Genomic DNA, 22,908 nt, shown 5'->3' on the forward strand with positions numbered 1-22,908 from the left:
TGTCAATCCACGCCCACCGTCCCGGCGGGGTCGGCCCCGCTCGCCTGGCTCAGCCGTATCAGCCCGTGCCGCACCGTCCGTCAGCCCGCGCGCAGTGACACCGCCATCGCCTCGACCGCGAGCAGCGGTCCCACGTTCCGGTCGAGCGCCTGGCGGCAGGCGGTGATCGCCTCGATCCTGCGCAGGGTGCTCTCCGGGCTGGAGCTCAGCGCGATCCGGTCCAGCGAGTCCCTGACGTCCTCATTGGCGATGGCCACTCTGGAGCGCAGCTGGAGCGCCAGCACGTCCCGGTAGAAGCCGATCAGATCGGTCAGCGCGAGGTCGAGCGTGTCGCGCTGGGTACGGGTCGAGCGGCGCTTCTGCCGGTCGGCCAGCTCCTTCATCGCCCCTGCCGTGCCCCGGGGCATCCGCCCGCCGGCCGACGCACCGAGCGCCGCCTTCAGGTCCTCGGTCTCCTTGGTGTCCGTCCCCTCCGCGACCTCCTTGGCGTCCTCGGTCGCGGCGTCGATCAGCTCCTGCGCCGACTTGAGACAGCCGCCGATCTCCCCGACGCGCAGCGGCATCCTGAGCACGGCGGCGCGCCGGGCCCGGGCGCGCTCGTCGGTGGCGAGGCGGCGCGCCCTGCCGATATGACCCTGCGTCGCGCGGGCCGCGTCCATGGCCGCCTGTGGCTCGATGCCGTCCCGTCTGACCAGGATGTCGGCCACCGCCTCCACGGGTGGTGTGCGCAGGGTGAGATTGCGGCAGCGCGAGCGGATGGTCGGCAGCACGTCCTCCAGGGACGGCGCGCAGAGCAGCCACACCGTACGGGGGGCGGGCTCCTCGACGGCCTTCAGCAGTACGTTCCCCGCGCCCTCGGTGAGGCGGTCCGCGTCCTCCATGACGATGACCTGCCAGCGGCCGACCGCGGGCGAGAGCTGAGCGCGGCGGACCAGCTCGCGGGTCTCCTTCACGCCGATGGAGAGCTGGTCCGTGCGGACGACCTCGACATCCGCGTGCGTACCGACGAGGGCCGTGTGGCAGCCCTCGCAGAAGCCGCAGCCGGGGACTCCGCCGAGCGCGCGGTCCGGGCTGACGCACTGGAGAGCCGCAGCGAAGGCACGGGCCGTGGTGGACCGGCCGGATCCGGGCGGGCCCGTGAACAGCCAGGCGTGTGTCATGGCCGACTTCGACATGGCTTCGGTGGAGGTGCGCTCGGTGCTGGCGGTGACGAGCGCGTCGGCGTCACGGGCGGCGGCGGCGAGCTGCGTCTGGACGCGGTCCTGGCCGACGAGGTCGTCCCATACGGGCATGCGGTCGCCCCCCTCTTTTCTTGCTCTTACTCTTCTTGCTCTGGCTCTGCTTGGTCTGCTTTGCCGGTCCCTCTGGGCCGATTTCCGCGCCGTGGTGCCGCGGTTCCTGCCGTCGTGTTGTGCGGTTTCCATTGTGGCGCAGGGGTCTGACAGTACGGTCCCGTCCCATGGACCTCTGACTTCCCGGCGGTCGGCGACAGCACCGCGGGCCCGGAGGACAGTGATGTCCTCCGGGCCCGCGGGATCAGTCAGCTGCGGCCCTTGCCCCGGCCTCTGCCCCTGTTGTCGTAGTCGTCGCCCTCACGGTCCGAGCCCAGCAGCTCGTCCGCCAGCGAGGGCAGATCGTCCAGCGGAGTCTCCTCCGCCCAGTCCGAGCGGCGCCGCGGTCGGTCCGGATCGATCTGTGGCAGTTCGCGGGTGCGCTCGTTCGCGTTCTCCGGCGGCGTCGGGTGCGACTGCGCGGGGTGCTCGTCCCGGAAGTACCCGGGCGGCACCCGGTCCGCGGGGGTGGCGCCGTGCAGGTGCGCCTGCGGCAGAACGGTCGTCTCCTCCGAATCCCCGGTGGAACCCGCGACCCCGGAACCGGAAGTGGACCCCGCACCGGACCCGCCCGTCGGCTCCGACGGCCTCGCGGCCCACGAAGGACCGGCGGACCGGGCGGACCGCCCGGGACCCTCCGTCTGACCAGAGCCCTCCGACCGCGAAGGCTGAGAGGCCTGCGACGGCCGAGCGGACCGTTCAGCTCGCGAAGAGCCCGAGCTGCCGGAGGAACCAGATGTGCCGGACGTACCGGATGAACCAGACGTACCGGATGAACCAGATGCTCCGGATTCTCCCGGAGTCTCCGCGATCTTCGGCATGACCGTCGTCTCGTCCGAGTCGGACGACGACGGCGGCGCGGGCCGCACCTCGACCGGCTGGGTCACCTCGTTGGCGCCCACCACCCGTGTCTCGACAGTCGTCTCGTTGTCGGCCGAAGCCGCTGCCGCCTTTGCCGCCTCGGCGGCCTCCGCCTCGGCCTGCCTGCGGGCCTCCTCGGCCCGGAGCAGCGCCTGCTCGGCCTTGCGCTGCTTCTCCTTGCGGCGCTCCTCGGCCTCCGCGCGGAGCCGCGCCTCTTCTTCCTTCTGCTTGCGGAGTCGCTCCTGCTCCTGCTCCCGCGCCTGCTCCTCGGCCTCGCGGCGGGCCCGCTCCTCCTCGGCGAGCCGCCTGGCCTCCTCGGCCTGACGGCGCGCTTCCTCGGCCTGGCGCTCCTCCTCGCGCCGCCGCGCCTCTTCGAGTTCGCGGCGCTTGCGCTCCTCCTCCTCGGCCCGGAGCTTCGCGAGCTGCGCCTGGCGCTCGCGCTCCAGCCGCTCCTCCTCCGCCTTGCGGGCCGCTTCCTCCTCGGCCTTCCTGCGGGCCTCTTCCTCGGCGGCCTTCCGCGCCTCCTCCTGGGCCTTGATCTCGGCTTCGGAGAGCGGGAGCAGCTGGTCGAGACGGTGGCGTACGACCGTGGTGATCTCTTCCGGTTCCTGCGCCCCGTCCACCACCAGGTAGCGGCCGGGGTCCGCGGCGGCGAGCGTCAGGAACCCGGCCCGTACCCGCTGGTGGAACTCCGCGGGCTCCGACTCCAGCCGGTCGGGTGCCTCCGTGAAGCGCTCACGCGCGGCCTCCGGCGAGACGTCGAGCAGCACCGTCAGATGCGGTACGAGGCCGCCGGTCGCCCAGCGGTTGATACGACCGATCTCCGTGGGCGCCAGTTCGCGGCCCGCACCCTGGTAGGCCACCGACGAGTCGATGTAGCGGTCGGAGATGACGATCGCGCCGCGCTCCAGGGCGGGCAGGACGACCGAATCGACGTGCTCGGCGCGGTCGGCCGCGTACAGCAGCGCCTCCGCGCGGTTGGAGAGACCGGCCGACGCGACGTCCAGCAGGATCGAACGCAGCCGCTTGCCGACCGGCGTCGCGCCCGGTTCGCGGGTGACGACGACCTCGTGGCCCTTGGCGCGGATCCACTCCGCGAGCGCCTCGACCTGGGTGGACTTGCCGGCCCCGTCGCCGCCTTCGAGGGCGAGGAAGAAGCCGGTCGGCGCGGGGGCCTGGACCGGGTCGGCGCCGCCGCGCAGCGCGTCGCGCAGATCGTGGCGCAGCGGTACGCCCGTGCGGTCGTCCGCCTTGACCAGGACGAGCGCGGCCACCGGCAGCAGCAGCGCACCGACCAGCATCAGAGTGAAGGCGGCACCGCCGTGGGCGAAGACGAAACCGCCGTTGCCGAGGTGGTGCGGACCGATCAGGGCGGCGACCAGTGGGGCCACGATCGCGCCCAGCGCGACGGCGACCCGTACGACCGCCTGGAGGTGCTCGGTGGTCCGGGCCCGCCTGCTGTCCTCGGTCTCCTGGTCGATCAGCGTGTGCGTGGTGTTCGCCGCGACACCGGCCGACCAGCCGGCGAGTGCGGCGATCAGGACGACGGTCGCGGTGTCCGGGACCAGGCCCATCACCAGCAGCGCCGCACCGGTCAGCATGATCGCCAGGGCGAGCAGCCTGCGACGGGAAAGACCGGGAAGGGTCTTGGGGGCCGTACGGATACCGGCGGCCGTGCCCGCGGTCAGGACGAGGACGAGCAGCGCGAAGGCGACCGGCCCGCCGCCCAGGTCGGTGGCGTCCAGTACGGCGACGGCAACGGCGGAAGCGATGGCTCCGGCGACCGCGGCGGCCGCCAGGACGAGCAGCGGAACAGTGCCCGTGCGGCCCTTGTCGGGGCCATTGGCGCCCGCCGGACGGCGCAGCCCCTCCAGCGGGGAACGGGCGCGCGGCGTCTGGCCGTCGGGCAGTTCGAGGAAGTACAGCGTCGAAACGGACGCGGCGAAGAGACCGGCCGCGGCATAGGAACCGAGCGCCGCCTGGTGCAGCGAGAACCAGTCGATGCCCGATCCCAGCAGCTTGCTGATCAGCGTGGCGACCAGCAGTGCGGCGGCGGCCGCCGGAATGGCGAGGAAGGCCGTACGCAGTGAGAGCCTGCGCAGCGCTTCGAGGTGGTCGGGCAGGCCCCGCACCGCGACGCTCTCGGGCGGCGGCTTCGGCAGCAGCGCGGGCGCGGTGCTCTCCTTGGCGACCGACCAGAAACGTTCGGCGACGCCCGCCACGAAGACCGTGGCCAGGAGCGCCGCAGGCGCGTTGGCCGGAGTCCAGTTGACCCACAGCGGGGCGATGATCAGCAGCGCGACCCGCAGGCCGTCCGCACCGATCATGGTCCAGCGCCGGTCGAGCGGCCCGTTCGGCGCCGTCAGCGCGGCCACCGGACCGAGCAGTACGGCGCCGAAGAGCAAGGTGGCAAGGGCCCGTGCGCCGAATACGGCGGCTACGGCGAAGGCGGCACCGCGGTACCCGCCCCCGAAGGATTCCTGCGAGACCGCTGCCTGCAACGAGAGAAGCAGCAGCACGAGAAGGGCGAGGGCATCGCCGATATTGCCGACGAGCTGGGCGCTCCACAACCGCCGGAGCGGGGGGATGCGCAACAGGGCTCGGACGGCGCGCTCGCGTGAGTCTGCGGCTAGTTCGTCGGAGGTAGGGCTCACGACCCTTGGCTGCTCGGCTCGCGTCATCCGACCAGCCTATCCGGAAGGGTCAAATCTACGCCGGGCCCCCCGAACATTTGGGCGGCCGGTACGCCGCGCCCATTCCGCACGCGCCGTACCGGCCGTTCGGTTCACCGGGCCACCGCCCACCCGGACCGCGGTGAGCCCGGACTCCGGTGCACAGCACACCGGTTCACCGGATCAGAGGGAGGGACCACCGGAGACTCCGGCCATTCATTTCTACTCGTCGCCGGAGGGCGTGGCGCCCGTCTTCTGCGTGGCCTTCTTGGCAGGCGTCTTCTTGGCCGGAGCCTTCTTCGCCGCCGTCGTGGTCTTGCCCGCAGTGGTCTTCTTCGCTGCGGTCTTCTTCGCGGCGGTGGTGGTCTTCTTGGCCGCCGTCTTCTTCGCCGCCGTCTTCTTGGCGGGAGCCTTCTTGGCGGTCTTCTTCTTCACCGGACCCTTGGCACGCTTCTCGGCGAGCAGTTCGTAACCGCGCTCGGGAGTGATGTCCTCGACGCTGTCGCCGGTCCGCAGCGTCGCGTTCGTCTCGCCGTCCGTGACGTACGCGCCGAACCTGCCGTCCTTCACGACGACAGGACGCTCGCTGACCGGGTCCGTGCCCAGCTCCTTGAGCGGCGGCTTGGCGGCAGCACGCCCGCGCTGCTTGGGCTGGGCGTAGATCGCCAGCGCCTCGTCGAGCGTGATGTCGAAGAGCTGGTCCTCGGTCTCCAGAGAGCGCGAGTCGGTGCCCTTCTTGAGGTACGGGCCGTACCGGCCGTTCTGCGCGGTGATCTCGACGCCCTCGGCGTCCGTGCCGACCACCCGGGGCAGCGACATCAGCTTGAGGGCTTCGGCCAGCGTGACCGTGTCGAGGGACATCGACTTGAAGAGCGAGGCGGTCCGCGGCTTCACCGCGTTCTTGCCGGTCTTCGGGGTGCCCTCGGGAAGGATCTCCGTGACATACGGGCCGTAGCGGCCGTCCTTCGCGACGATCTGGTGGCCCGACTCGGGGTCGGTTCCCAGCTCGAAGTCGCCGCTCGGCTTGGCGAGCAGTTCCTCGGCGTACTCGACGGTCAGCTCGTCGGGCGCCATGTCGTCGGGGACGTCGGCGCGCTGGTGGTTCTCGGAGTCCTTCTCGCCGCGCTCGATGTACGGGCCGTACCGGCCGACCCGCAGTACGATGCCCTCGCCGACCGGGAAGGACGAGATCTCCCGGGCGTCGATGGCCCCCAAATCGGTGACGAGCTCCTTGAGCCCGCCGAGGTGGTCGCCGTCGCCGTTCCCGGCGGAGGCCGCCGGGCCGGTGCCCGCGTCACCCTCACCGAAGTAGAACCGCTTCAGCCACGGCACGGACTTGGACTCACCCCGCGCGATGCCGTCGAGGTCGTCCTCCATCCGTGCGGTGAAGTCGTAGTCGACGAGCCGCCCGAAGTGCTTCTCCAGCAGGTTGACCACGGCGAAGGAGAGGAAGGAGGGGACCAGCGCGGTGCCCTTCTTGAAGACGTAGCCGCGGTCGAGGATCGTGCCGATGATCGACGCGTAGGTCGAGGGACGGCCGATCTCGCGCTCTTCCAGCTCCTTGACCAGCGACGCCTCGGTGTAGCGGGCCGGCGGCTTGGTGGAGTGGCCGTCGACGGTCATCTCCTGGGCGGAGAGCGCGTCGCCCTCGGCCACCTGCGGCAGCCTGCGCTCGCGGTCGTCCAGCTCGGCATTCGGGTCGTCGGCACCTTCGACGTACGCCTTCATGAAGCCGTGGAAGGTGATCGTCTTGCCGGAGGCCGAGAACTCGGCGACCCGGCCGTCGGACGAGGTGCCCGCGATCTTCACGGTGACGGAGTTGCCGACCGCGTCCTTCATCTGGGAGGCGACGGTCCGCTTCCAGATGAGCTCGTACAGCCGGAACTGGTCACCGGAGAGACCGGTCTCGGCAGGCGTGCGGAACCGGTCGCCCGAGGGACGGATCGCCTCGTGCGCCTCCTGCGCGTTCTTGACCTTGCCGGCGTACGTGCGCGGCTTGTCCGGCAGATAGTCGCTGCCGTACAACTGCGTGACCTGGGCGCGGGCCGCGCCGATCGCGGTGTCCGAGAGGGTCGTGGAGTCCGTACGCATATAGGTGATGAAGCCGTTCTCATACAGCTTCTGGGCCACCTGCATGGTCGACTTCGCACCGAAGCCCAGCTTGCGGCTGGCCTCCTGCTGCAGGGTCGTCGTACGGAACGGGGCGTACGGCGAGCGGCGGTACGGCTTGGACTCGACCGAGCGCACGGCGAAGGCCGAGTCGGCCAGCGCGGCGGCGAGCGCGCGGGCATTGGCCTCGTCGAGGTGCAGGACGTCGCTCTTGAGTTGTCCCGTGGAGTTGAAGTCACGGCCCTGGGCGACCCGGCGGCCGTCCACCGAGTTCAGCCGGGCGACGAGGGTCGACGGGTCGGAGAGGTCGCCCTGTCGGCCGGTGGAGAACGTACCGGTGAGGTCCCAGTACTCAGCAGAACGAAAAGCGATGCGCTCGCGTTCCCGCTCGACCACGAGGCGGGTGGCGACGGACTGCACGCGGCCGGCCGAGAGGCGCGGCATGACCTTCTTCCACAGGACCGGGGAGACCTCGTAGCCGTAGAGACGGTCGAGGATCCGGCGGGTTTCCTGGGCGTCGACCATGCGCTTGTTGAGTTCGCGCGGGTTGGCGACGGCCGCCCTGATCGCTTCCTTGGTGATCTCGTGGAAGACCATCCGGTGGACCGGGACCTTGGGCTTCAGGACCTCCTGGAGGTGCCACGCGATGGCTTCGCCCTCGCGGTCCTCATCGGTGGCGAGGAAGAGTTCGTCGGACTCCGCGAGGAGATCCTTGAGCTTCCTGACCTGCGCCTTCTTGTCGGCATTGACGACATAGATGGGCTGGAAGTCGTTGTCGACGTCCACTCCGAGCCGGCGCACCTCACCGGTGTACTTGTCGGGTACCTCAGCGGCACCGTTCGGCAGGTCGCGGATGTGCCCGACGCTCGCCTCGACGACATAACCCGGGCCGAGGTAGCCCTTGATCGTCTTCGCCTTGGCGGGCGACTCGACAATGACGAGTCGGCGGCCGCCGTGTGCGGTCTCGCTGGTCGGGGACAACGTGGCTCTTCTCTCCGGTCGGCACTCGGTGGTCATGCTCGCTGCGGAGTGTGACGGTACATCCCGTCCCCGTGTCAAACGGCAAAAGCCCGCAACGGCCACTGGAACGGTAACCCGACTACCGGCATTTCTGCCGCCCGGATCGGCCCACTGCCCTACCCGGGGCTTCGCTCGCACCCCTCCAGGGCGCCTTTGCGGAGCTCCCACCGACGCCTGGGCGGGTGGGCCGATGAGTGCGCCCATGCATCGGTACGACCGATTCCGGAGGCGCTGCCGGGGGGCCGTTCCGGCCGCGGCCTCCGAGGCGGGTCAGAGGCGGGTGAAGCACCACACTCCCAGGCCGACGGAGACCACACCGAACGCCACCGCCAGAGCGAGGGCGTGCGTGGGATTCACCCCCGCCGCCACTGGCGCACCACGGCGGGTCCGCGCCCCGGTCCACAGCAGCAGCGCGCCCCCGAACAGTGCGAATGTCGTTCCGGCGAAGACCGCGGGCGCGCTCTCCATGTCCGTACCATCCCGTCCCCCGAGTTCCAGGACGGTGAGGCTGGCACCCCGGGACGACACCGGCGCGAACGACCGGTGAATCACGGACGACAGGTGAATGGTGAGCGCGGACGCGTGGGGAGGTGCGCGCGGACGCGCCGGAGGTGAGCTCGGGCCCGTGGGAGGTGGGCGCGGACGCGTGGGGCTCAGTGGGGCTCAGCGGGATCCGGCGGACGTCAGGCCGACGCGGGCGGGCCCACCGGGTCGAGGAAGCCCTCCTCGACCAGCGTCCTGATGGACTGCGGGGTGCGGTCCCTGAGCACCACCGGGTCCTCGCCGAGCAACTGGGCGATGGCATCCAGGATCTGCCCGGCGGAGAGCGTCCCGTCACACACTCCCGCGAAGCCCGCGCCCACTGTGTCGACCTTGGTGGCCCTGCGCATGCCGCGGTTCTGCCGGAGGATCACATGCTCGGGATCCTCGGCGCCCGGCATGCCCACCTGCTCCTGCACGACCTCGGGCGCGAGTCTGAAGTGGCCGGCCAACAGGGCGGCGTCATCGTGGTCGCGCAGATAGTCCCGGCGCTGGAAGTGCGCCCGTACGGTCTCGCCGAGCGGCTGCTCGACTGGATGCGGCCACTCCTCCACGAGGATCGACGGACGGTCGGAACCCGACTTGTACAGCGTGATCCAGCCGAAGCCGACAGCCTTGGTCCGGCGGGCGTCGAACTCGTCGAGCCACGCCTCGTACCGCTCGGTGTAGGCGTCAGGGTCCATACGGTGGTCGCCGCTGTCCCGCAGCCACAGCTCCGCGTACTGCGTGATGTCCTGCACCTCGCGCTGCACGATCCACGCGTCGCAGCCGCGCGGCACCCAGGAGCGCAGCCGGTCCTGCCACTCCTCACCCTCCACATGCTGCCAGTTGGCCAGGAACTGCGCGTACCCCCCGGCGTTCAGACGCGCGCCCGCCTCCGAGACGAGCGAGCGGCAGAGGTCGTCCCCGCCCATCCCGCCGTCGCGGTAGGTCAGCCTGGCTCCGGGCGAGATGACGAAGGGCGGGTTGGAGACGATCAGGTCGTACGTCTCGTCCGCCACCGGCTCGAAGAGCGAGCCCTCACGGAGATCCGCCGCGGGCGCCCCGGAGAGCGCGAGGGTGAGCCTGGTGAAGCCGAGGGCCCGCGGGTTGAGGTCGGTGGCCGTCACACCCGTGGCGTGCTGCGCGGCGTGCAGCGCCTGGATACCGGATCCGGTACCGAGGTCGAGCGCTCGCCCGACTGGCGTACGAACGGTGATCCCGGCGAGCGTGGTGGACGCCCCGCCGACCCCCAGCACGACGCCTTCGTCATGGCTGCCGATACCGCCTGCGCCGCCGACCCCGCACCCCGGGTCCGAGACGATGAACCAGTCCTGCCCCTCCGGGCCTCCGTACGGCCTGACGTCCACCGTCGCCCGTACGCCGTCGTCCGTACGCGCCACCCAGCCGTCGGCGACGCACTCCTCCAACGGCAGCGCGGCCGCCGCCTGCCCTGCCGGAACGGGCTGCTGCAGCAGGAAGAGTCGCACCAGCGTCTCCAGCGGTGTCCCGCCGCGCGTGGCACGCAGGGCGGGCACCGTCTCGCTGCGGGCCAGCGCGGCGTACGCGGGTGCGCCGAGCAGGTCGAGCAGGCCGTCCGCGGTGAAGGCGGCGGCGAGCAGAGCCTCGCGGATCAGGGGCGAGTGGTCGGGCGCGGGGAGACTGGTCGTACTCACCCGCCCATTGTGGCTGCTCCCACTGACAACGCCCGCACCGAGCGCCCGCGGACACGCGGACAGCCGGAAACCGCCGGTGACAGGCGCCCGACGGCAGTCGGAGTTCCCGTCATCGGCGGTTGCCGGCCGGTCGTCAGTCCCCGCTGGGTTACGCCTTGGAGGGCGCGACGGTGGGGGACGGCGAGGACGTCGCGACCTTGCACGCGTCCTGGCTGAGCAGAGCCTTGCCCGTCTCGCCGGAGAAGAGCTTCTTGTAGGCGGTCTCGTTGATCTTCTTCATGTTCTCGCCGACGCTCTTGAGGCCGTCGGAGAACTTCTGCTGGTCCTTGACGTTCAACGCGTCGACCTGCTTCTTCAGGTCCGCGTACGCCTTCGAGTTGGCGTTCAGCTCGGTGATGGCGTTCTGCTGGATCTGCTTCCCGTTGCTGACCGGCGGCGGGCCGGCCTTCTTGAGGTCGGCGGCAATGGCCGCGTCGGCCGAGGACAGATCCTGGAACGCGGCCGAGTCGGCCTTCTGGATGTCCGCGGGCTTGCCGTCCGCCGCCACGGCGGTGATCTGCTGGTTGGCCTTGTTGATCTTCGTCAGCTGAGGCCCGATGTCGCCGCAGAGCGACTTGGCCCAGTCGTTCGTCTTGTTGCTGCTGTTGTCGCTGCAGCCCGACAACGCCAGTACCAGTACCGCACCGCCGGACAGTGCGGCAGCAAGCTTCTTGTTCACCGGATTGGTCCCTTCCAAGGCTCTCGGCCCCGGAACTTACACGCCAAGTGGGCGACATTCGCGTATCGTAAGACCGTTTTTTAGCGTCTTGAGGCCATTTGCACCAAGACGAATGGGAGAGACAAGGCTCACGGGCACGGCCCTGCGACGGTCGTACGGCAGGAGGCCGACAGGCCGTCAGCGCGGCCTGCCCACCCCCCGCCTGATGGGGCATTACCGCAACGGACCGGCCTGTGACCTGTCCTACTGCGTGCCCTACGGGCCGTCCTGGGCGACCACCGCCGGGCCTGCCACTTCGCCGGCCTCTTCCGCTCCGCCCTCGCCACCCACGGAGATGCCTCGCCGCTTCGACACGTACACCGCGCCGACGATGACCAGGATGGCGACCGTCGCCACCACGGCACGCACCGGAGCGCTGGCGTTGTCGCCGTAGCTGAACCTCACCACCGCGGGCGCGATCAGCAGCGCCACCAGGTTCATCACCTTGAGCAGCGGGTTGATCGCCGGGCCCGCCGTGTCCTTGAACGGATCGCCGACCGTGTCGCCGATGACGGTCGCCGCATGAGCGTCACTGCCCTTGCCGCCGTGGTGGCCGTCCTCGACGAGCTTCTTCGCGTTGTCCCACGCGCCACCCGAGTTGGCGAGGAACACGGCCATCAGGGTGCCGGCCCCGATCGCACCCGCCAGGAACGAGCCGAGCGCCCCCACACCGAGGGTGAAACCGACCGCGATGGGCGCCATCACCGCGAGGAGACCCGGCGTGGTCAGCTCGCGCAGGGCGTCCTTGGTGCAGATGTCGACCACCCGGCCGTACTCGGGTTTCTCGGTATAGTTCATGATCCCCGGATGCTCGCGGAACTGCCGCCTGACCTCGTAGACCACGGATCCGGCCGACCGCGAGACCGCGTTGACGGCCAGTCCGGAGAAGAGGAAGACGACCGCGGCGCCGAACATCAGGCCCACCAGATTGTTGGGCTGGGAAATGTCCATGCTCAGACCGAGTTCGCCCGCCTTGGCGTGTACGTCGTCGACCGCGGTGGCAAGGGCGTCACGGTACGAACCGAAGAGCGCCGAGGCCGCGAGCACCGCCGTCGCGATGGCGATGCCCTTGGTGATCGCCTTGGTGGTGTTGCCGACCGCGTCCAGGTCGGTGAGCACCTGGGCGCCCGCGCCCTCGACATCGCCTGACATCTCCGCGATGCCCTGCGCGTTGTCGGAGACCGGGCCGAAGGTGTCCATGGCGACGATGACACCGACGGTGGTGAGCAGCCCGGTGCCCGCCAGGGCCACCGCGAAGAGCGCGAGCATGATCGACGTACCGCCGAGCAGGAACGCGCCGTACACACCGAGCCCGATGAGCAGCCCGGTGTAGACGGCGGATTCGAGCCCGATGGCGACACCTGCGAGCACCACCGTCGCGGCGCCGGTGAGCGAGGAGTTGCCGATGTCCCGGACCGGACGGCGGCTGGTCTCCGTGAAGTACCCGGTCAGCTGCTGGATGAGGGCGGCCAGGACGATACCGATTGCGACGGCCACCAGGGCGAGGGTCCTCGGGTCGCCGCTGTGCGCCCGGATGGCCGCGTCGGTGACACCGCGCAGGTCACCGTACGAACCGGGCAGATAGCTGTAGACCGCCACGGCCACCAGGACCAGGGAGATCACCGCGGAGATGAAGAATCCGCGGTTGATGGCGGACATCCCGCTTCGGTCGGAGCGTCGCGGGGCGACCGCGAAGATGCCGATCATGGCGGTGACCACGCCGATCGCCGGGACGATCAGGGGGAAGGCGAGCCCGGAATTCCCGAAGGCGGCTTTGCCGAGGATGAGGGCCGCGACAAGGGTGACGGCGTACGACTCGAAGAGGTCGGCGGCCATGCCGGCGCAGTCGCCGACGTTGTCACCCACGTTGTCCGCGATGGTCGCGGCGTTCCGCGGGTCGTCCTCCGGGATGCCCTGCTCCACCTTGCCGACCAGATCGGCGCCGACGTCGGCGGCCTTGGTGAAGATGCCGCCACCGACCCTCATGAACATGGCGATCAGCGCAGCGCCGAGACCGAATCCCTCCAGCACCTTGGGCGCGTTGGCCGCATAGACGAGGACGACGCAGGAAGCACCGAGCAGACCGAGGCCTACCGTGCACATGCCGACCACGCCGCCCGTACGGAAAGCGATCTTCATTGCTTTGTGTGAGACGGCGGTGAGATCCTTTTCCGGCTCACCTTCCCCGGGAGTTGCTTCCCGGGCCGCTGCAGCCACGCGCACATTCGCTCTTACGGCGAGCCGCATACCGATGTATCCGGTGACCGCCGAGAAAAGCGCGCCGACCAGGAAGAAGGCGGAACGCCCCGCGCGCTGGGACCAGTCGTCGGCCGGCAGCAGGAAGAGCAGGAAGAACACGACGACGGCGAAGATCCCGAGTGTGCGCAACTGCCTGCCCAGATAGGCATTCGCGCCTTCCTGCACGGCTGCCGCGATCTGTTTCATGGATTCGGTGCCCTCGCCGGCGGCCAGCACCTGACGTACCAGCAGTTGGGCGACGAGCAGGGCCGCCAGCGCCACCACGGCGATGACGATCACGATGATCCGGTTGCCGTCGGTGAGGGCCGCGGCTGCGAGGGATATGGAGTGTTCGGACTGCTGTGGGTTGAGGAGCCCCGCCATTCGTCCTCCTTGACGCTCAGAGCTCAAGATGTGGACGGATTGTAGGGAGCGGATCCTGATCAAAACAGTGCGCGGGAAACCGAATTGACCCTTGCCTGAATAAACCTGCCCACAGACGCAAAGGAAAAGTAATGGGGCAGAGGCATTCAATGGGATGCATGCTGCGGCACGCAATACGAATCAAGGATCAAGAAAACAAAAAAGGCCCTGCTCAACAGGGCCGGTAAAGGGATTCAGAGATCCGAACGGAGAAATCAGCAGTCGGGATCCGGCCGGTCAGTGATCCGGGTCGGCTCCTGACCGGAGCAGGATCCGTCGGTGTTCAGGGCAGGATCCCGGTCAGGGCAGGACGCCGGTCAGGGCAGTGCCGTTGCCGATGCCGTCGGCCACGTCATGCGGATGACTCCCCCGTACTCGCCGGAGGTGACCTCCACATCGTCTACGAGACCGCTGATGACCGCGAGGCCCATCTCGTCCTCGCCGTCACCGGACGGCTCGGCGCCCTCCACGGCCGGAGCGTCGTGCGCCCCGGAACCCGCGGAGGCCGCACCACCCGTACTGGGCACCTCATCCCCGACCTCGATCGAGAAGGACTTCTCCTCCTCGATCAGTACGACACGGACGGGGGCCGCAACGCCGTTGCCGCGGTGGAGACCCACCGCACGGGAACACGCCTCGCCGACCGCGAGTCTCACTTCGTCCAGCACAGCCTCATCGACCCCGGCCCGGCGTGCCACGGCGGCCGCCACCAGGCGAGCCGTCCTCACATGTTCGGGCTGGGCGCTGAAACGGAGTTCAACGGTGGCCATGCGATCCCCCTCAGACGTACGGGCGTGCTTCTCGGGGGGACCGGGCTGGGAGCCCGGTACCCCTGCGTTCTTCCTCCGGAGCCGTCAGTCGGTTGCCGCGACAGCTTCATCGACCGTGGTGTGGATCGGGAACACCTTGGTCAGACCGGTGATACGGAAGATCTTGAGAATGCGCTCCTGGTTGCAGACCAGGCGCAGCGAGCCCTCATGGGCACGCACGCGCTTCAGGCCGCCTACGAGCACGCCGAGTCCGGTGGAGTCGAGGAAGTCCACGCCCTCCATGTCGACGACCAAGTGGTAACTGCCGTCGTTCACCAACTCGACCAACTGCTCGCGCAGCTTGGGCGCGGTATATACATCAATCTCGCCACCGACCTCGACGACCGTACGGTCGCCACCAGGCCCGGACACATTGCGAGTCGACAGGGACAGGTCCACGGATCCTCCAGCACCTTGCTATCGAGCGGCCGCCCACGTGGTCTCCCCGGCGGAGCCAGGGAACGGATCGCCAGCCGCGATGGCATTCAATCACTTACCAGCAGGCGTGCACGACGCCTTGAGCCCATTGTCCGTCATGCCAGTGACACACTCGGTACCGATGGCCAAGAATCACCGCACCGGGCGACCCCCCGGGGACACGGGCGCACGACCCGGTCCACGGCAGATACTCGAGCGTCTCTCCGCAGGGCAGAGTCGGGCTTCGCGCATCACTCATACGGAGCACCTGCCCCCGCGCGCGGGGCGCCATGCCGTCTGGCCCGATCGCATCCGGCCTGAAGTGATTGCCGCCATTCGGGCACGTGGCATCGAACATCCATGGGCCCATCAGGCCACAGCTGCCGAGCACGCGCTCGACGGCGAGTCTGTGATCATCGCCACGGGCACCGCTTCGGGCAAGTCACTCGCCTACCTCGCGCCGGTGCTCTCGGCTCTCCTCGACGGGTCGGAGGCACCCAACGGACGGGGCGCCACAGCCCTCTACCTCGCTCCCACCAAGGCCCTGGCCGCCGACCAGCGGCGCTCCTTCCGAGAGCTCGCCGCACCGCTCGGCCACGGCATCAGACCGGCCGTGTACGACGGGGACACACCCGTCGAAGAACGCGAATGGGTACGTCAGTTCGCCAACTACGTCCTCACCAATCCGGACATGCTGCACCGCGGGATCCTGCCGTCCCACCCGCGCTGGGCATCCTTCCTGCGCGCACTGCGGTACGTGGTCATCGACGAGTGCCACACCTATCGGGGCGTCTTCGGTTCGCATGTGGCCCAAGTGGTACGCAGACTGCGCCGCCTCTGCGCCCGTTACGGCTCCGATCCCGTCTTCCTGCTCGCGTCCGCCACCGCGGCGGAGCCCGCCGTGACCGCAGGCCGCCTCACCGGCCTTCCCGTGCAGGAGGTGGCCGACGACGCCTCTCCCCGTGGCGAACTGGTCTTCGCCCTCTGGGAGCCCCCGCTCACCGAACTCCACGGCGAGCAGGGCGCCCCCGTGCGCCGTACAGCCACTGCCGAGACGGCCGACCTCCTCACCGATCTCACTGTCCAGGGTGTCCGCTCGGTCGCCTTCGTACGGTCCCGGCGCGGCGCGGAGCTCATCTCCGTCATCGCTCAGGAACGTCTCGCCGAGGTGGACCGCTCGCTGGTCTCCCGGGTCGCCGCCTACCGTGGCGGCTATCTCCCGGAGGAGCGGCGCGCCATCGAGGCCGCCCTGCACTCCGGCGAACTGCTCGGCCTCGCTGCCACCACCGCCCTGGAACTCGGCATCGACGTCTCGGGGCTGGACGCCGTCGTCATCGCCGGCTACCCGGGCACCCGGGCGTCCCTGTGGCAGCAGGCGGGGCGCGCCGGCCGCACCGGCGGCGGCGCCCTTGCCGTCCTGGTGGCCCGTGACGATCCGCTGGACACCTATCTCGTCCATCACCCCGAAGCCCTCTTCCGGCAGCCGGTGGAGTCCACCGTCCTGGACCCGGACAACCCGTACGTTCTCGCCCCCCACCTGTGCGCGGCCGCGGCGGAACTACCGCTGACCGCGTCCGATCTGGAACTCTTCGGCCCGGCGGCCGCTGGGCTGATGCCACAGCTGGAGACGGCGAAACTGCTGCGCCGCCGGGGAACGTCCTGGTACTGGACCCGGCGGGAGAGGGCAGCCGACCTCACCGACATCCGGGGCGAGGGCGGACGGCCCGTCCAGATCGTCGAGGCGGGCACCGGACGGCTGCTCGGCACCGTCGACGAAGCCTCATCGCACACCACCGTCCACGACGGCGCCGTCCACCTCCACCAGGGACGCACCTATGTGGTGAAACACCTGGATCTGGAGGATTCCGTAGCCCTGGTCGAGGAGGCCGGCCCGCCGTACTCGACCACCGCACGGGACACCACCGCCATCGCCGTCCTGGAGACCGACACCGAAATCCCCTGGGGCACCGGGCGTCTCTGCTACGGGTCCGTCGAGGTCACCAACCAGGTCGTCTCCTTTCTGCGGCGCAGGCTCATCACCGGGGAGGTGCTCGGCGAGACCAAGCTCGACCTGCCGCCCCGCACCCTGCGCACCCGAGCCGTGTGGTGGACGGTCACCGAGGACCAGCTCGATGCCGCGCGGATCAATCCGGAACAGCTGGCGGGCGCCCTGCACGCCGCCGAACACGCCTCCATCGGCTTGTTGCCCCTCTTCGCCACCTGCGACCGCTGGGACATCGGAGGCGTCTCCATCCCGTTGCACCCGGACACCCTGCTGCCGACGGTCTTTGTGTACGACGGCCACCCCGGCGGGGCCGGCTTCGCCGAACGGGCTTTCCACACGGCTCGCGCATGGCTCACCGCGACCCGGGAAGCGATCGCCTCCTGCGAGTGCGAGGCGGGCTGCCCCTCCTGCATCCAGTCCCCGAAATGCGGCAACGGCAACGACCCGCTCCACAAACGAGGCGCCGTACGCCTCCTCACGGAACTTCTCCGGGAAGCTCCTGCCAGCGATTCACCCGAACGGGGGAGCCATCCGGAGGCGGAGGAGGGAGGGGACCGCCCGACGGCGGAGTTCTAGGCGACGGAGGCATAGGCGACGGAGGTGGAAGCTGCGGACGCCGAGGCGGAGGCTGAGGCGTAGATGCCGGGTCTGGAAGCGCGCCGGCCTGACCCGGCGCGTCCGGTGGACCGGCCCGTGCTCTGACCTTCGGCGCATACGGCCCGAACCGCGCCTCGGCCGTCACATCGGCGATCTCACCCCTCACCGCGCACCTCACCACCCGGGCCCCCTGTGCCCCGGTCACCCTCACCGCCGCAGCGCACGCCGTTCCCTGCCCCTGCAGCGCCCGGTCCGCGGCTGCGAGGGCTGCCAGATCGGCGGCACCACCAGCACGATGACGGGCCGCCACGCCCTGGCCCATCGCGAGCAGGGCCGCGAAGACCACGCAGAGGGAGGTCATCGCTATGGCAACCCACACCGTCGCCGAGCCGCGGTCGTTGAGACGTCCCCCGAACCTCCTCATGCCCGCACCGCCGAGCCGTCTGGCGGCGCCCGCGTTTCGCCGTTCGCCGTCCCGGCGTTGCCGGGGCCGCTGGGGCCGCTGGGGCCGCTGGGGCCGTTGGGACCGTTGGGGCCGTTGGGGCCGCTGGGGACATCGGAGTCGCTGGGGCCGCTCACCTCACCCTCGTCGAGCGCTGCCGCCTCCGCGTTGAGCGTCAGCGTCAGTGGGCCTGGTCCCGGCGTCGGCGCCTCCACCCGGACCCGCCACAGCTCCCCCGCACGGCCCACTGTGACGCGTGCACCGCGCGGGGCTGCCGAACGGGCAGCGGCGAGCGCAGCCGCCCTCGGCTCCGACCGGGCAGCCGCCCGAGCACCGATCCGCGCCGCATCTACGCACTGGATCTGGGCGGCTGCTGCGGTCAGAGCCCAGACCAACGCCATCGTGAACAGCACCAGCGCCGGAATCACCACCGCAGCCTCGGCCGAGACGGAACCCCGGTCGTCGTCCGGGCCCTTACAAGCCGACCTCCTCATGACCGGCCCCCTGCCGGCCCCCTTCTCACCAGTGTCAGAACGTCGCATGGAGCGCCTTCTCAACCACGGATTGAAGCGCCGCAGCAACAGGCCCGCTGGTGACCACCTTGTAGAGCACCGCCGCGAAGGCGCACGCCGCGATGGTGCCCATCGCGTACTCGGACGTGGACATCCCCACGTCCCTGCCGGCCCCGAACCTCAGCAGATGCCACCGGGCCCGCATCCACCTCCACGCTCCTGAATCACCCGGACCGCCGTGCTCCCCCGGCCCGCCCGCACCGCTCGACTTATTCGTCCCGGTCGCTAGATTCCGTTCGTTCACCATGTCAACCCCCGTGCTTTCCGATGCTGTTCGCGCGGCCGGCATTGGCTCACCCGGCTCGCACGCCTCTTTCGCGATTTGTGCCACTCGGACGATTCAGCCCATGGATCGATTCGGCTGAATCGCTTCATTCCAGTCATCCCGCTTGTTTGAGTTGATCGAGTGAACCGAGTTGATCGAGTTGTTCCAGCGACTGCCCCCTGTTCTCGGCTGAGTTCGTCAGCTGGCCTTCAGGAGGTGGCCCGCCAGGCTGATCACCACGGGCACCACCCCGACTGCCAGGAACGCGGGCAGGAAGCAGAGGCCAACCGGCCCGGTGATCAGAACGCCCGCCCGGCCTGCCCTGTCCTTGGCGGCTCTGGCCCGGCCCGCTCTGAGACCTGCCGCGAGCCGGGCAACCGAATCGGCAGCCGGGGCCCCGGTCGACGCGGCCCGCTCCAGGCAGCGGGCCAGGGCCGTAGCCCCCGGTATCGCGCCGAACCGCCCCCAGGCCTCGGCGGGTTCACTGCCGAGCCGCAGCTCCGCCGCCGCGCGGGCCAGGGCGTCACCCACCGGTCCGCCCAGCGATTCCCCTACCGCCTCGGCCGCCTCACGGGGTCCTGCGCCGGCCGCGATACACGCCGCCAGGAGTTCGGAGGCGAGCGGCAGTTCATGTGCGGCGGACTTCGCCAGGGCCTCGTCGGCCCCGGACGACGAACGCCCTCGCTGCCAGCGCCGCACCCCGTACCCGGCCGCAAGCCCGAGCGCGCATCCGGCCCACCCACCCACCAGGACGCAACCAGTGGCCACAGCGGCCAGCGGAGCGCCCCACCGGGCGGCCCACGCCCGGTACTCGGGGCGCCGAACCGCCCTCCCCGGTGCCGCGGCCAGCAGGGCGGCGGCCCGCTTGCGTGACAGCCGGTCGTGTCGTCGCCCGGTCCAGGCAAGGGCCAGCCGGGCTACTGCCGCCACGGCGCACAGCACCGCCCCCAGCCTGTGGACAACCTCGCCCGTCATGACGCCACCTCCCGCGCCTCCGGTCATACGTCCTCACCGGCCCGTACGATCCGCCCTGCCCAGAAGAACCCCGCGCTCTCCAGCACCCCGCCCGCGAACAGGCAGCACAGCCCCGCCGGAGTGTGCAGCAGGGTCCACAGCGGATCGGCCCCGAGGGCAGTGCCCAGCAGCAGGCCGCCTGCCGGAAGCAACGCGAGGACCAGCACCGTCGACCGCGCGCCTGCCAGTTCCGCCCGGAGACCGGCTCGTTGGTCGCGCTCGGCGCGCAGCGCGCCCTCCAGCCCTTCGAGGCCGGCCGCGAGGCCGGCGCCCCCGTCCACCGACACCCGCCAACAAGCGGCCGCACCGCGCAGGCCACCCGCTCCTGGCTCCCGCGCCGCACGCCGCAGCGCCTCGGGCACGTCCCCGCCGAACCGCGCCGCCGCCAGTACCGCGGCCTCGGCCGCACCCAGGGCCCCCGACCCCCGCCCGGCAGCCAGCAACGCCTCTCCTGGCTGCTTCCCGGCCCGCAGTTCGGCAGCCACCGCTCCGCACAGCGCGATCACCGCGTCGGTTCGCGCCAGCCGGTCCCGCGCCGCAGCCACGGCCCGCAACCGCCGGCCGAGGAACGGCACGGCAAGTACCCCCAGCAGGAGCGGCAGCACCGATCCGCCCAGTACCGCCACAGCTCCGGCCGCCACCGGACAGAGCCACTCCGGCCGCAGACGCTCACGCACCCGGTCGCGGAGCGCATCGCCCCACGGTGTAACGCTCTTCCCCGAACCGCCCGCGAACAGCAGCCGCCCCCTGCGCAGTCCCCGCTCCCGCTCGCCCAGCATCCACAAGGCCGTACCCGCACAGAGCACGGCCAGAAAGACCAGAGCCGTCACGACGCGCCCCCGATCATGGTCCGCAGCCTGGGCCATCCGGGCCCCTCGGTGAAGCCCTCCGGGCCCCAGCGCAGCGCGGGCACCGTCACCACCAGCCCCGTCGCGTCCCGCTCCAGCGCATGAACCTCGGCGACCCTGCGCCGTCCGCTCCGATCCCGTACGAGATGCACCACAACCGCAAGCGCCGCCGCCAACTGACTGTGCAGGGCGGCCCGGTCGAGCCCGGCGGCCGTCCCGAGTGCCTCAAGGCGGGCCGGAACGTCGCACGCGGCATTCGCGTGTACAGTCCCGCAGCCTCCTTCGTGTCCGGTGTTCAGCGCGGCCAGCAGCTCGGTGACCTCGGCCCCGCGCACCTCCCCCACCACCAAACGGTCGGGCCGCATCCGCAGGGCCTGGCGCACCAGATCCCGCAAGGTCACCCGGCCCGCGCCCTCCTGGTTCGGCGGACGCGACTCCAGCCGGACCACATGCGGGTGCTCCGGGCGCAGTTCGGAGGAGTCCTCTGCCAGCACAATCCGCTCGGCAGGCCCCACCATGCTCAGCAGAGACGACAGGAGCGTGGTCTTGCCCGAGCCGGTGCCACCGCTGACCAGGAAGGACAGCCGGGCGTCGATCAACGCCCGCAGCACCTGGCCGCCGCCCGGCGGGACCGTGCCCGCCGCCACCAGCTCCTCCAGGGAGAAAGCCTTCGGCCGCACCACCCGCAGCGAGAGGCACGTCGACCCGACGGCCACTGGTTCGAGCACCGCATGCATCCGTGTCCCGTCCGGCAGGCGTGCGTCCACCCAGGGCCTGGCATCGTCGAGCCGCCGCCCGGCCACGGCGGCGAGCCGCTGTGCCAGGCGGCGCACCGCAGCCGTGTCCGGGAAGGCCACATCGGTCAGTTCCAGTCCAGCCCCCCGGTCCACCCAGACCCGGTCGGGCGCGGCCACCAGCACATCGGTCACCGCCGGATCGGCGAGCAGAGCCTCCAGCCTTCCCGAGCCCACGAGTTCGGACCGCAGTTCCTCGGCATGTCCCAGCACTTCCGCGTCCCCCAGCAGCCGCCCCTGGGCGCGCAGTGCGGCTGCCACCCGTGCCGGTGTGGGCTCGGCCCCGCTCTCCGCGAGCCGCTGGCGTACGGCCTCGAGCAGCGGCGGCGTACCGGCGGGAGACGGTGACCCGACGGACACGGGTGTCGTGATCACGAGACACCCCGGCCCGACAGTGCCTGCGCCCAGAAGGCCGTACAGAACCTGGCCAGTGGCCCCCGGGCCCGGCTGCCCGGCGGAGCGCCGCCGCTCTCCGCCGCGAGCAGCCCTTCCTCGGAGGGCAGTTCACCCGCGAGGGGCAGCTCCAGTGCCCGAGCCACCCACTCCTCGTCCAGCCCTGGCGCGTAGGGCCCGCGAACCACCGCCCGCAGGTCCTGGAGGACCATGCCGGCCATGGAGGCCACCCTGGCTGCGGCAGCGACCGCCCGGAGTTCCCCCGGGACCACCAGGAGCCCGAGATCGAGCTGGGCGAGCGCCTCCGCGACGCCCTCGTCGACCCGCCGGGGCAGATCCACGACGACCACTCCGCCGCCCCTGCGCGCGGCCGCCAGAACGGCGCGCATGGCCTCCGGCGCGATCATCACGGAGTCCGTCCGGTCCCAGCTGAGGACACGGAGCCCGTGCATCTCCGGCAGGGACTCCTCCAGCGCGCTGCCGGCCACCCGCCCCTTGGAACGGGCGAAATCCGGCCACCGTCTGCCCTGCGCATGTTCGCCTCCGAGCAGCACATCGAGGCCTCCGCCCAGTGGGTCCCCGTCGATGAGCACGGTGCGCTGCCCGCTCCGGGCCGCGGTGACCGCCAGCGCGCACGCCAGCGTGGATGCCCCGGCCCCGCCCCGGCCGCCGATCACCCCGACGGTGAGCGCCTGGTCCCCCGCCCCTTCGGCCACGTCCGCGATCCGCTCGACGAGCCAGCTCTCGGCGTCCGGCAGCCGCAGCACGTACTCCGCTCCGATCTCGACGGCCCGCTGCCAGACATCGGGGTCGTCCTGGTCCTTTCCCACGAGGTACACCCCTGGCCTGCGGGCGCCCCCGCGCACCCTGGCCGCCGCGTCGTCCCCGACGAGGATCAGCGGCGCGCTCTCCCAGCCGCCCTTGTGCTCGGGCACGCCGTGATGGACCTCCGGCTCGGCGCCGGCCGCGGCGCACAGCCGCAGCAGGTCGTCGAGGAGCACGGCGTCCTCGGTGACGATGAGCGGTCCGCCCCGCCGCTTCCCGGCCGTCGGCAGCCGATCAGGTGTGATGGATCCAGCCAAGATCCCGCCTCCCTCTGACAGTGATTCCTTCGTTGCCTCGAAGTCGCGGCGAACGGCCGCTGAC

General features: G+C 70.7%; 17 protein-coding genes. 1 reads left to right on the plus strand and 16 read right to left on the minus strand.

Annotated features, from left to right (window positions below; translation table 11 throughout):
* Nucleotides 1–80 precede the first annotated feature (80 nt).
* The 9 genes from OG452_RS15280 to OG452_RS15320 form a co-directional block, all read right to left on the minus strand.
* Nucleotides 81–1,292, minus strand: a complete 1,212-nt coding sequence (locus OG452_RS15280) for a DNA polymerase III subunit delta' (protein ID WP_327296145.1) — start codon at nucleotides 1,290–1,292, stop codon at nucleotides 81–83.
* Between the two features lie 248 nt (nucleotides 1,293–1,540).
* Nucleotides 1,541–4,873 carry a dTMP kinase gene (tmk, locus tag OG452_RS15285; RefSeq protein ID WP_327296146.1) on the minus strand — a complete coding sequence of 1,111 codons (3,333 nt, stop codon included), beginning with the start codon at nucleotides 4,871–4,873 and terminating at the stop codon, nucleotides 1,541–1,543.
* Between the two features lie 213 nt (nucleotides 4,874–5,086).
* Complete coding sequence (gene topA / locus OG452_RS15290) at nucleotides 5,087–7,954, minus strand: type I DNA topoisomerase (protein WP_327296147.1); 2,868 nt, start codon at nucleotides 7,952–7,954, stop codon at nucleotides 5,087–5,089.
* A gap of 309 nt (nucleotides 7,955–8,263) precedes the next feature.
* A complete protein-coding gene (locus tag OG452_RS15295; protein ID WP_327296148.1) occupies nucleotides 8,264–8,461 on the minus strand; it encodes a hypothetical protein in 198 nt (65 codons plus the stop codon).
* A 215-nt stretch (nucleotides 8,462–8,676) separates the two neighbouring features.
* Entirely contained in the window at nucleotides 8,677–10,188 is a 1,512-nt protein-coding gene (locus tag OG452_RS15300; protein WP_327296149.1) for a DUF7059 domain-containing protein, read from the minus strand.
* A 148-nt stretch (nucleotides 10,189–10,336) separates the two neighbouring features.
* Nucleotides 10,337–10,906, minus strand: a complete 570-nt coding sequence (locus OG452_RS15305) for a small secreted protein (RefSeq protein ID WP_327296150.1) — start codon at nucleotides 10,904–10,906, stop codon at nucleotides 10,337–10,339.
* 255 nt (nucleotides 10,907–11,161) lie between these two features.
* Complete coding sequence (locus tag OG452_RS15310) at nucleotides 11,162–13,567, minus strand: sodium-translocating pyrophosphatase (RefSeq protein ID WP_327296151.1); 2,406 nt, start codon at nucleotides 13,565–13,567, stop codon at nucleotides 11,162–11,164.
* Between the two features lie 356 nt (nucleotides 13,568–13,923).
* The gene (locus tag OG452_RS15315; protein WP_327296152.1) at nucleotides 13,924–14,376 is read right to left on the minus strand and encodes an ATP-binding protein; all 453 of its coding nucleotides are present in this window, start codon (nucleotides 14,374–14,376) and stop codon (nucleotides 13,924–13,926) included.
* 84 nt (nucleotides 14,377–14,460) lie between these two features.
* Nucleotides 14,461–14,814 (minus strand): STAS domain-containing protein, encoded by a 354-nt coding sequence (locus tag OG452_RS15320; RefSeq protein WP_003967428.1) that lies wholly within the window; start codon nucleotides 14,812–14,814, stop codon nucleotides 14,461–14,463.
* Between the two features lie 79 nt (nucleotides 14,815–14,893).
* Here OG452_RS15320 and OG452_RS15325 point away from each other — a divergent pair, with 79 nt between their 5' ends.
* Entirely contained in the window at nucleotides 14,894–17,413 is a 2,520-nt protein-coding gene (locus tag OG452_RS15325) for a DEAD/DEAH box helicase (protein WP_327296153.1), read from the plus strand.
* On the opposite strand, the gene OG452_RS15330 is transcribed toward OG452_RS15325, so the two are convergent.
* The 7 genes from OG452_RS15330 to ssd form a co-directional block, all read right to left on the minus strand.
* Nucleotides 17,313–17,858 (minus strand): Rv3654c family TadE-like protein, encoded by a 546-nt coding sequence (locus OG452_RS15330; protein ID WP_327296154.1) that lies wholly within the window; start codon nucleotides 17,856–17,858, stop codon nucleotides 17,313–17,315. The two genes, OG452_RS15325 and OG452_RS15330, sit on opposite strands and share 101 nt — an antisense overlap.
* Nucleotides 17,855–18,370 carry a TadE family type IV pilus minor pilin gene (locus tag OG452_RS15335; protein ID WP_327296155.1) on the minus strand — a complete coding sequence of 172 codons (516 nt, stop codon included), beginning with the start codon at nucleotides 18,368–18,370 and terminating at the stop codon, nucleotides 17,855–17,857. Before OG452_RS15335 ends, OG452_RS15330 begins: the two co-directional genes overlap by 4 nt.
* 34 nt (nucleotides 18,371–18,404) lie before the next feature.
* Nucleotides 18,405–18,593: a DUF4244 domain-containing protein gene (locus OG452_RS15340; RefSeq protein WP_327296156.1), complete on the minus strand. Its 189-nt coding sequence runs from the start codon at nucleotides 18,591–18,593 to the stop codon at nucleotides 18,405–18,407.
* Nucleotides 18,594–18,911: 318 nt separating this feature from the next.
* Nucleotides 18,912–19,688: a type II secretion system F family protein gene (locus OG452_RS15345; RefSeq protein ID WP_327296157.1), complete on the minus strand. Its 777-nt coding sequence runs from the start codon at nucleotides 19,686–19,688 to the stop codon at nucleotides 18,912–18,914.
* A 23-nt stretch (nucleotides 19,689–19,711) separates the two neighbouring features.
* Nucleotides 19,712–20,593 carry a type II secretion system F family protein gene (locus tag OG452_RS15350; RefSeq protein ID WP_327296158.1) on the minus strand — a complete coding sequence of 294 codons (882 nt, stop codon included), beginning with the start codon at nucleotides 20,591–20,593 and terminating at the stop codon, nucleotides 19,712–19,714.
* Nucleotides 20,554–21,744, minus strand: coding sequence for a TadA family conjugal transfer-associated ATPase (locus OG452_RS15355; RefSeq protein WP_327296159.1), 1,191 nt, complete (start codon nucleotides 21,742–21,744; stop codon nucleotides 20,554–20,556). Before OG452_RS15355 ends, OG452_RS15350 begins: the two co-directional genes overlap by 40 nt.
* Nucleotides 21,741–22,844 carry a septum site-determining protein Ssd gene (gene ssd, locus OG452_RS15360; RefSeq protein ID WP_327296160.1) on the minus strand — a complete coding sequence of 368 codons (1,104 nt, stop codon included), beginning with the start codon at nucleotides 22,842–22,844 and terminating at the stop codon, nucleotides 21,741–21,743. Before ssd ends, OG452_RS15355 begins: the two co-directional genes overlap by 4 nt.
* Nucleotides 22,845–22,908: the final 64 nt, after the last annotated feature.

The organism is Streptomyces sp. NBC_01197 (assembly GCF_036010505.1).
Taxonomy (GTDB): domain Bacteria; phylum Actinomycetota; class Actinomycetes; order Streptomycetales; family Streptomycetaceae; genus Streptomyces.

What these genes read in the sequence shown, in the direction of transcription:
- OG452_RS15350 (WP_327296158.1), bottom strand. Translation starts at nt 20,593, where the DNA reads ATGGCCCAGGCTGCGGACCATGATCGGGGGCGCGTCGTGACGGCTCTG.
- OG452_RS15280 (WP_327296145.1), bottom strand. Translation starts at nt 1,292, where the DNA reads ATGCCCGTATGGGACGACCTCGTCGGCCAGGACCGCGTCCAGACGCAG.
- OG452_RS15310 (WP_327296151.1), bottom strand. Translation starts at nt 13,567, where the DNA reads ATGGCGGGGCTCCTCAACCCACAGCAGTCCGAACACTCCATATCCCTC.
- OG452_RS15345 (WP_327296157.1), bottom strand. Translation starts at nt 19,688, where the DNA reads ATGACGGGCGAGGTTGTCCACAGGCTGGGGGCGGTGCTGTGCGCCGTG.
- OG452_RS15340 (WP_327296156.1), bottom strand. Translation starts at nt 18,593, where the DNA reads ATGCGGGCCCGGTGGCATCTGCTGAGGTTCGGGGCCGGCAGGGACGTG.
- OG452_RS15295 (WP_327296148.1), bottom strand. Translation starts at nt 8,461, where the DNA reads ATGGAGAGCGCGCCCGCGGTCTTCGCCGGAACGACATTCGCACTGTTC.
- tmk (WP_327296146.1), bottom strand. Translation starts at nt 4,873, where the DNA reads ATGACGCGAGCCGAGCAGCCAAGGGTCGTGAGCCCTACCTCCGACGAA.
- OG452_RS15315 (WP_327296152.1), bottom strand. Translation starts at nt 14,376, where the DNA reads ATGGCCACCGTTGAACTCCGTTTCAGCGCCCAGCCCGAACATGTGAGG.
- OG452_RS15325 (WP_327296153.1), top strand. Translation starts at nt 14,894, where the DNA reads ATGGCATTCAATCACTTACCAGCAGGCGTGCACGACGCCTTGAGCCCA.
- OG452_RS15330 (WP_327296154.1), bottom strand. Translation starts at nt 17,858, where the DNA reads ATGAGGAGGTTCGGGGGACGTCTCAACGACCGCGGCTCGGCGACGGTG.
- OG452_RS15335 (WP_327296155.1), bottom strand. Translation starts at nt 18,370, where the DNA reads ATGAGGAGGTCGGCTTGTAAGGGCCCGGACGACGACCGGGGTTCCGTC.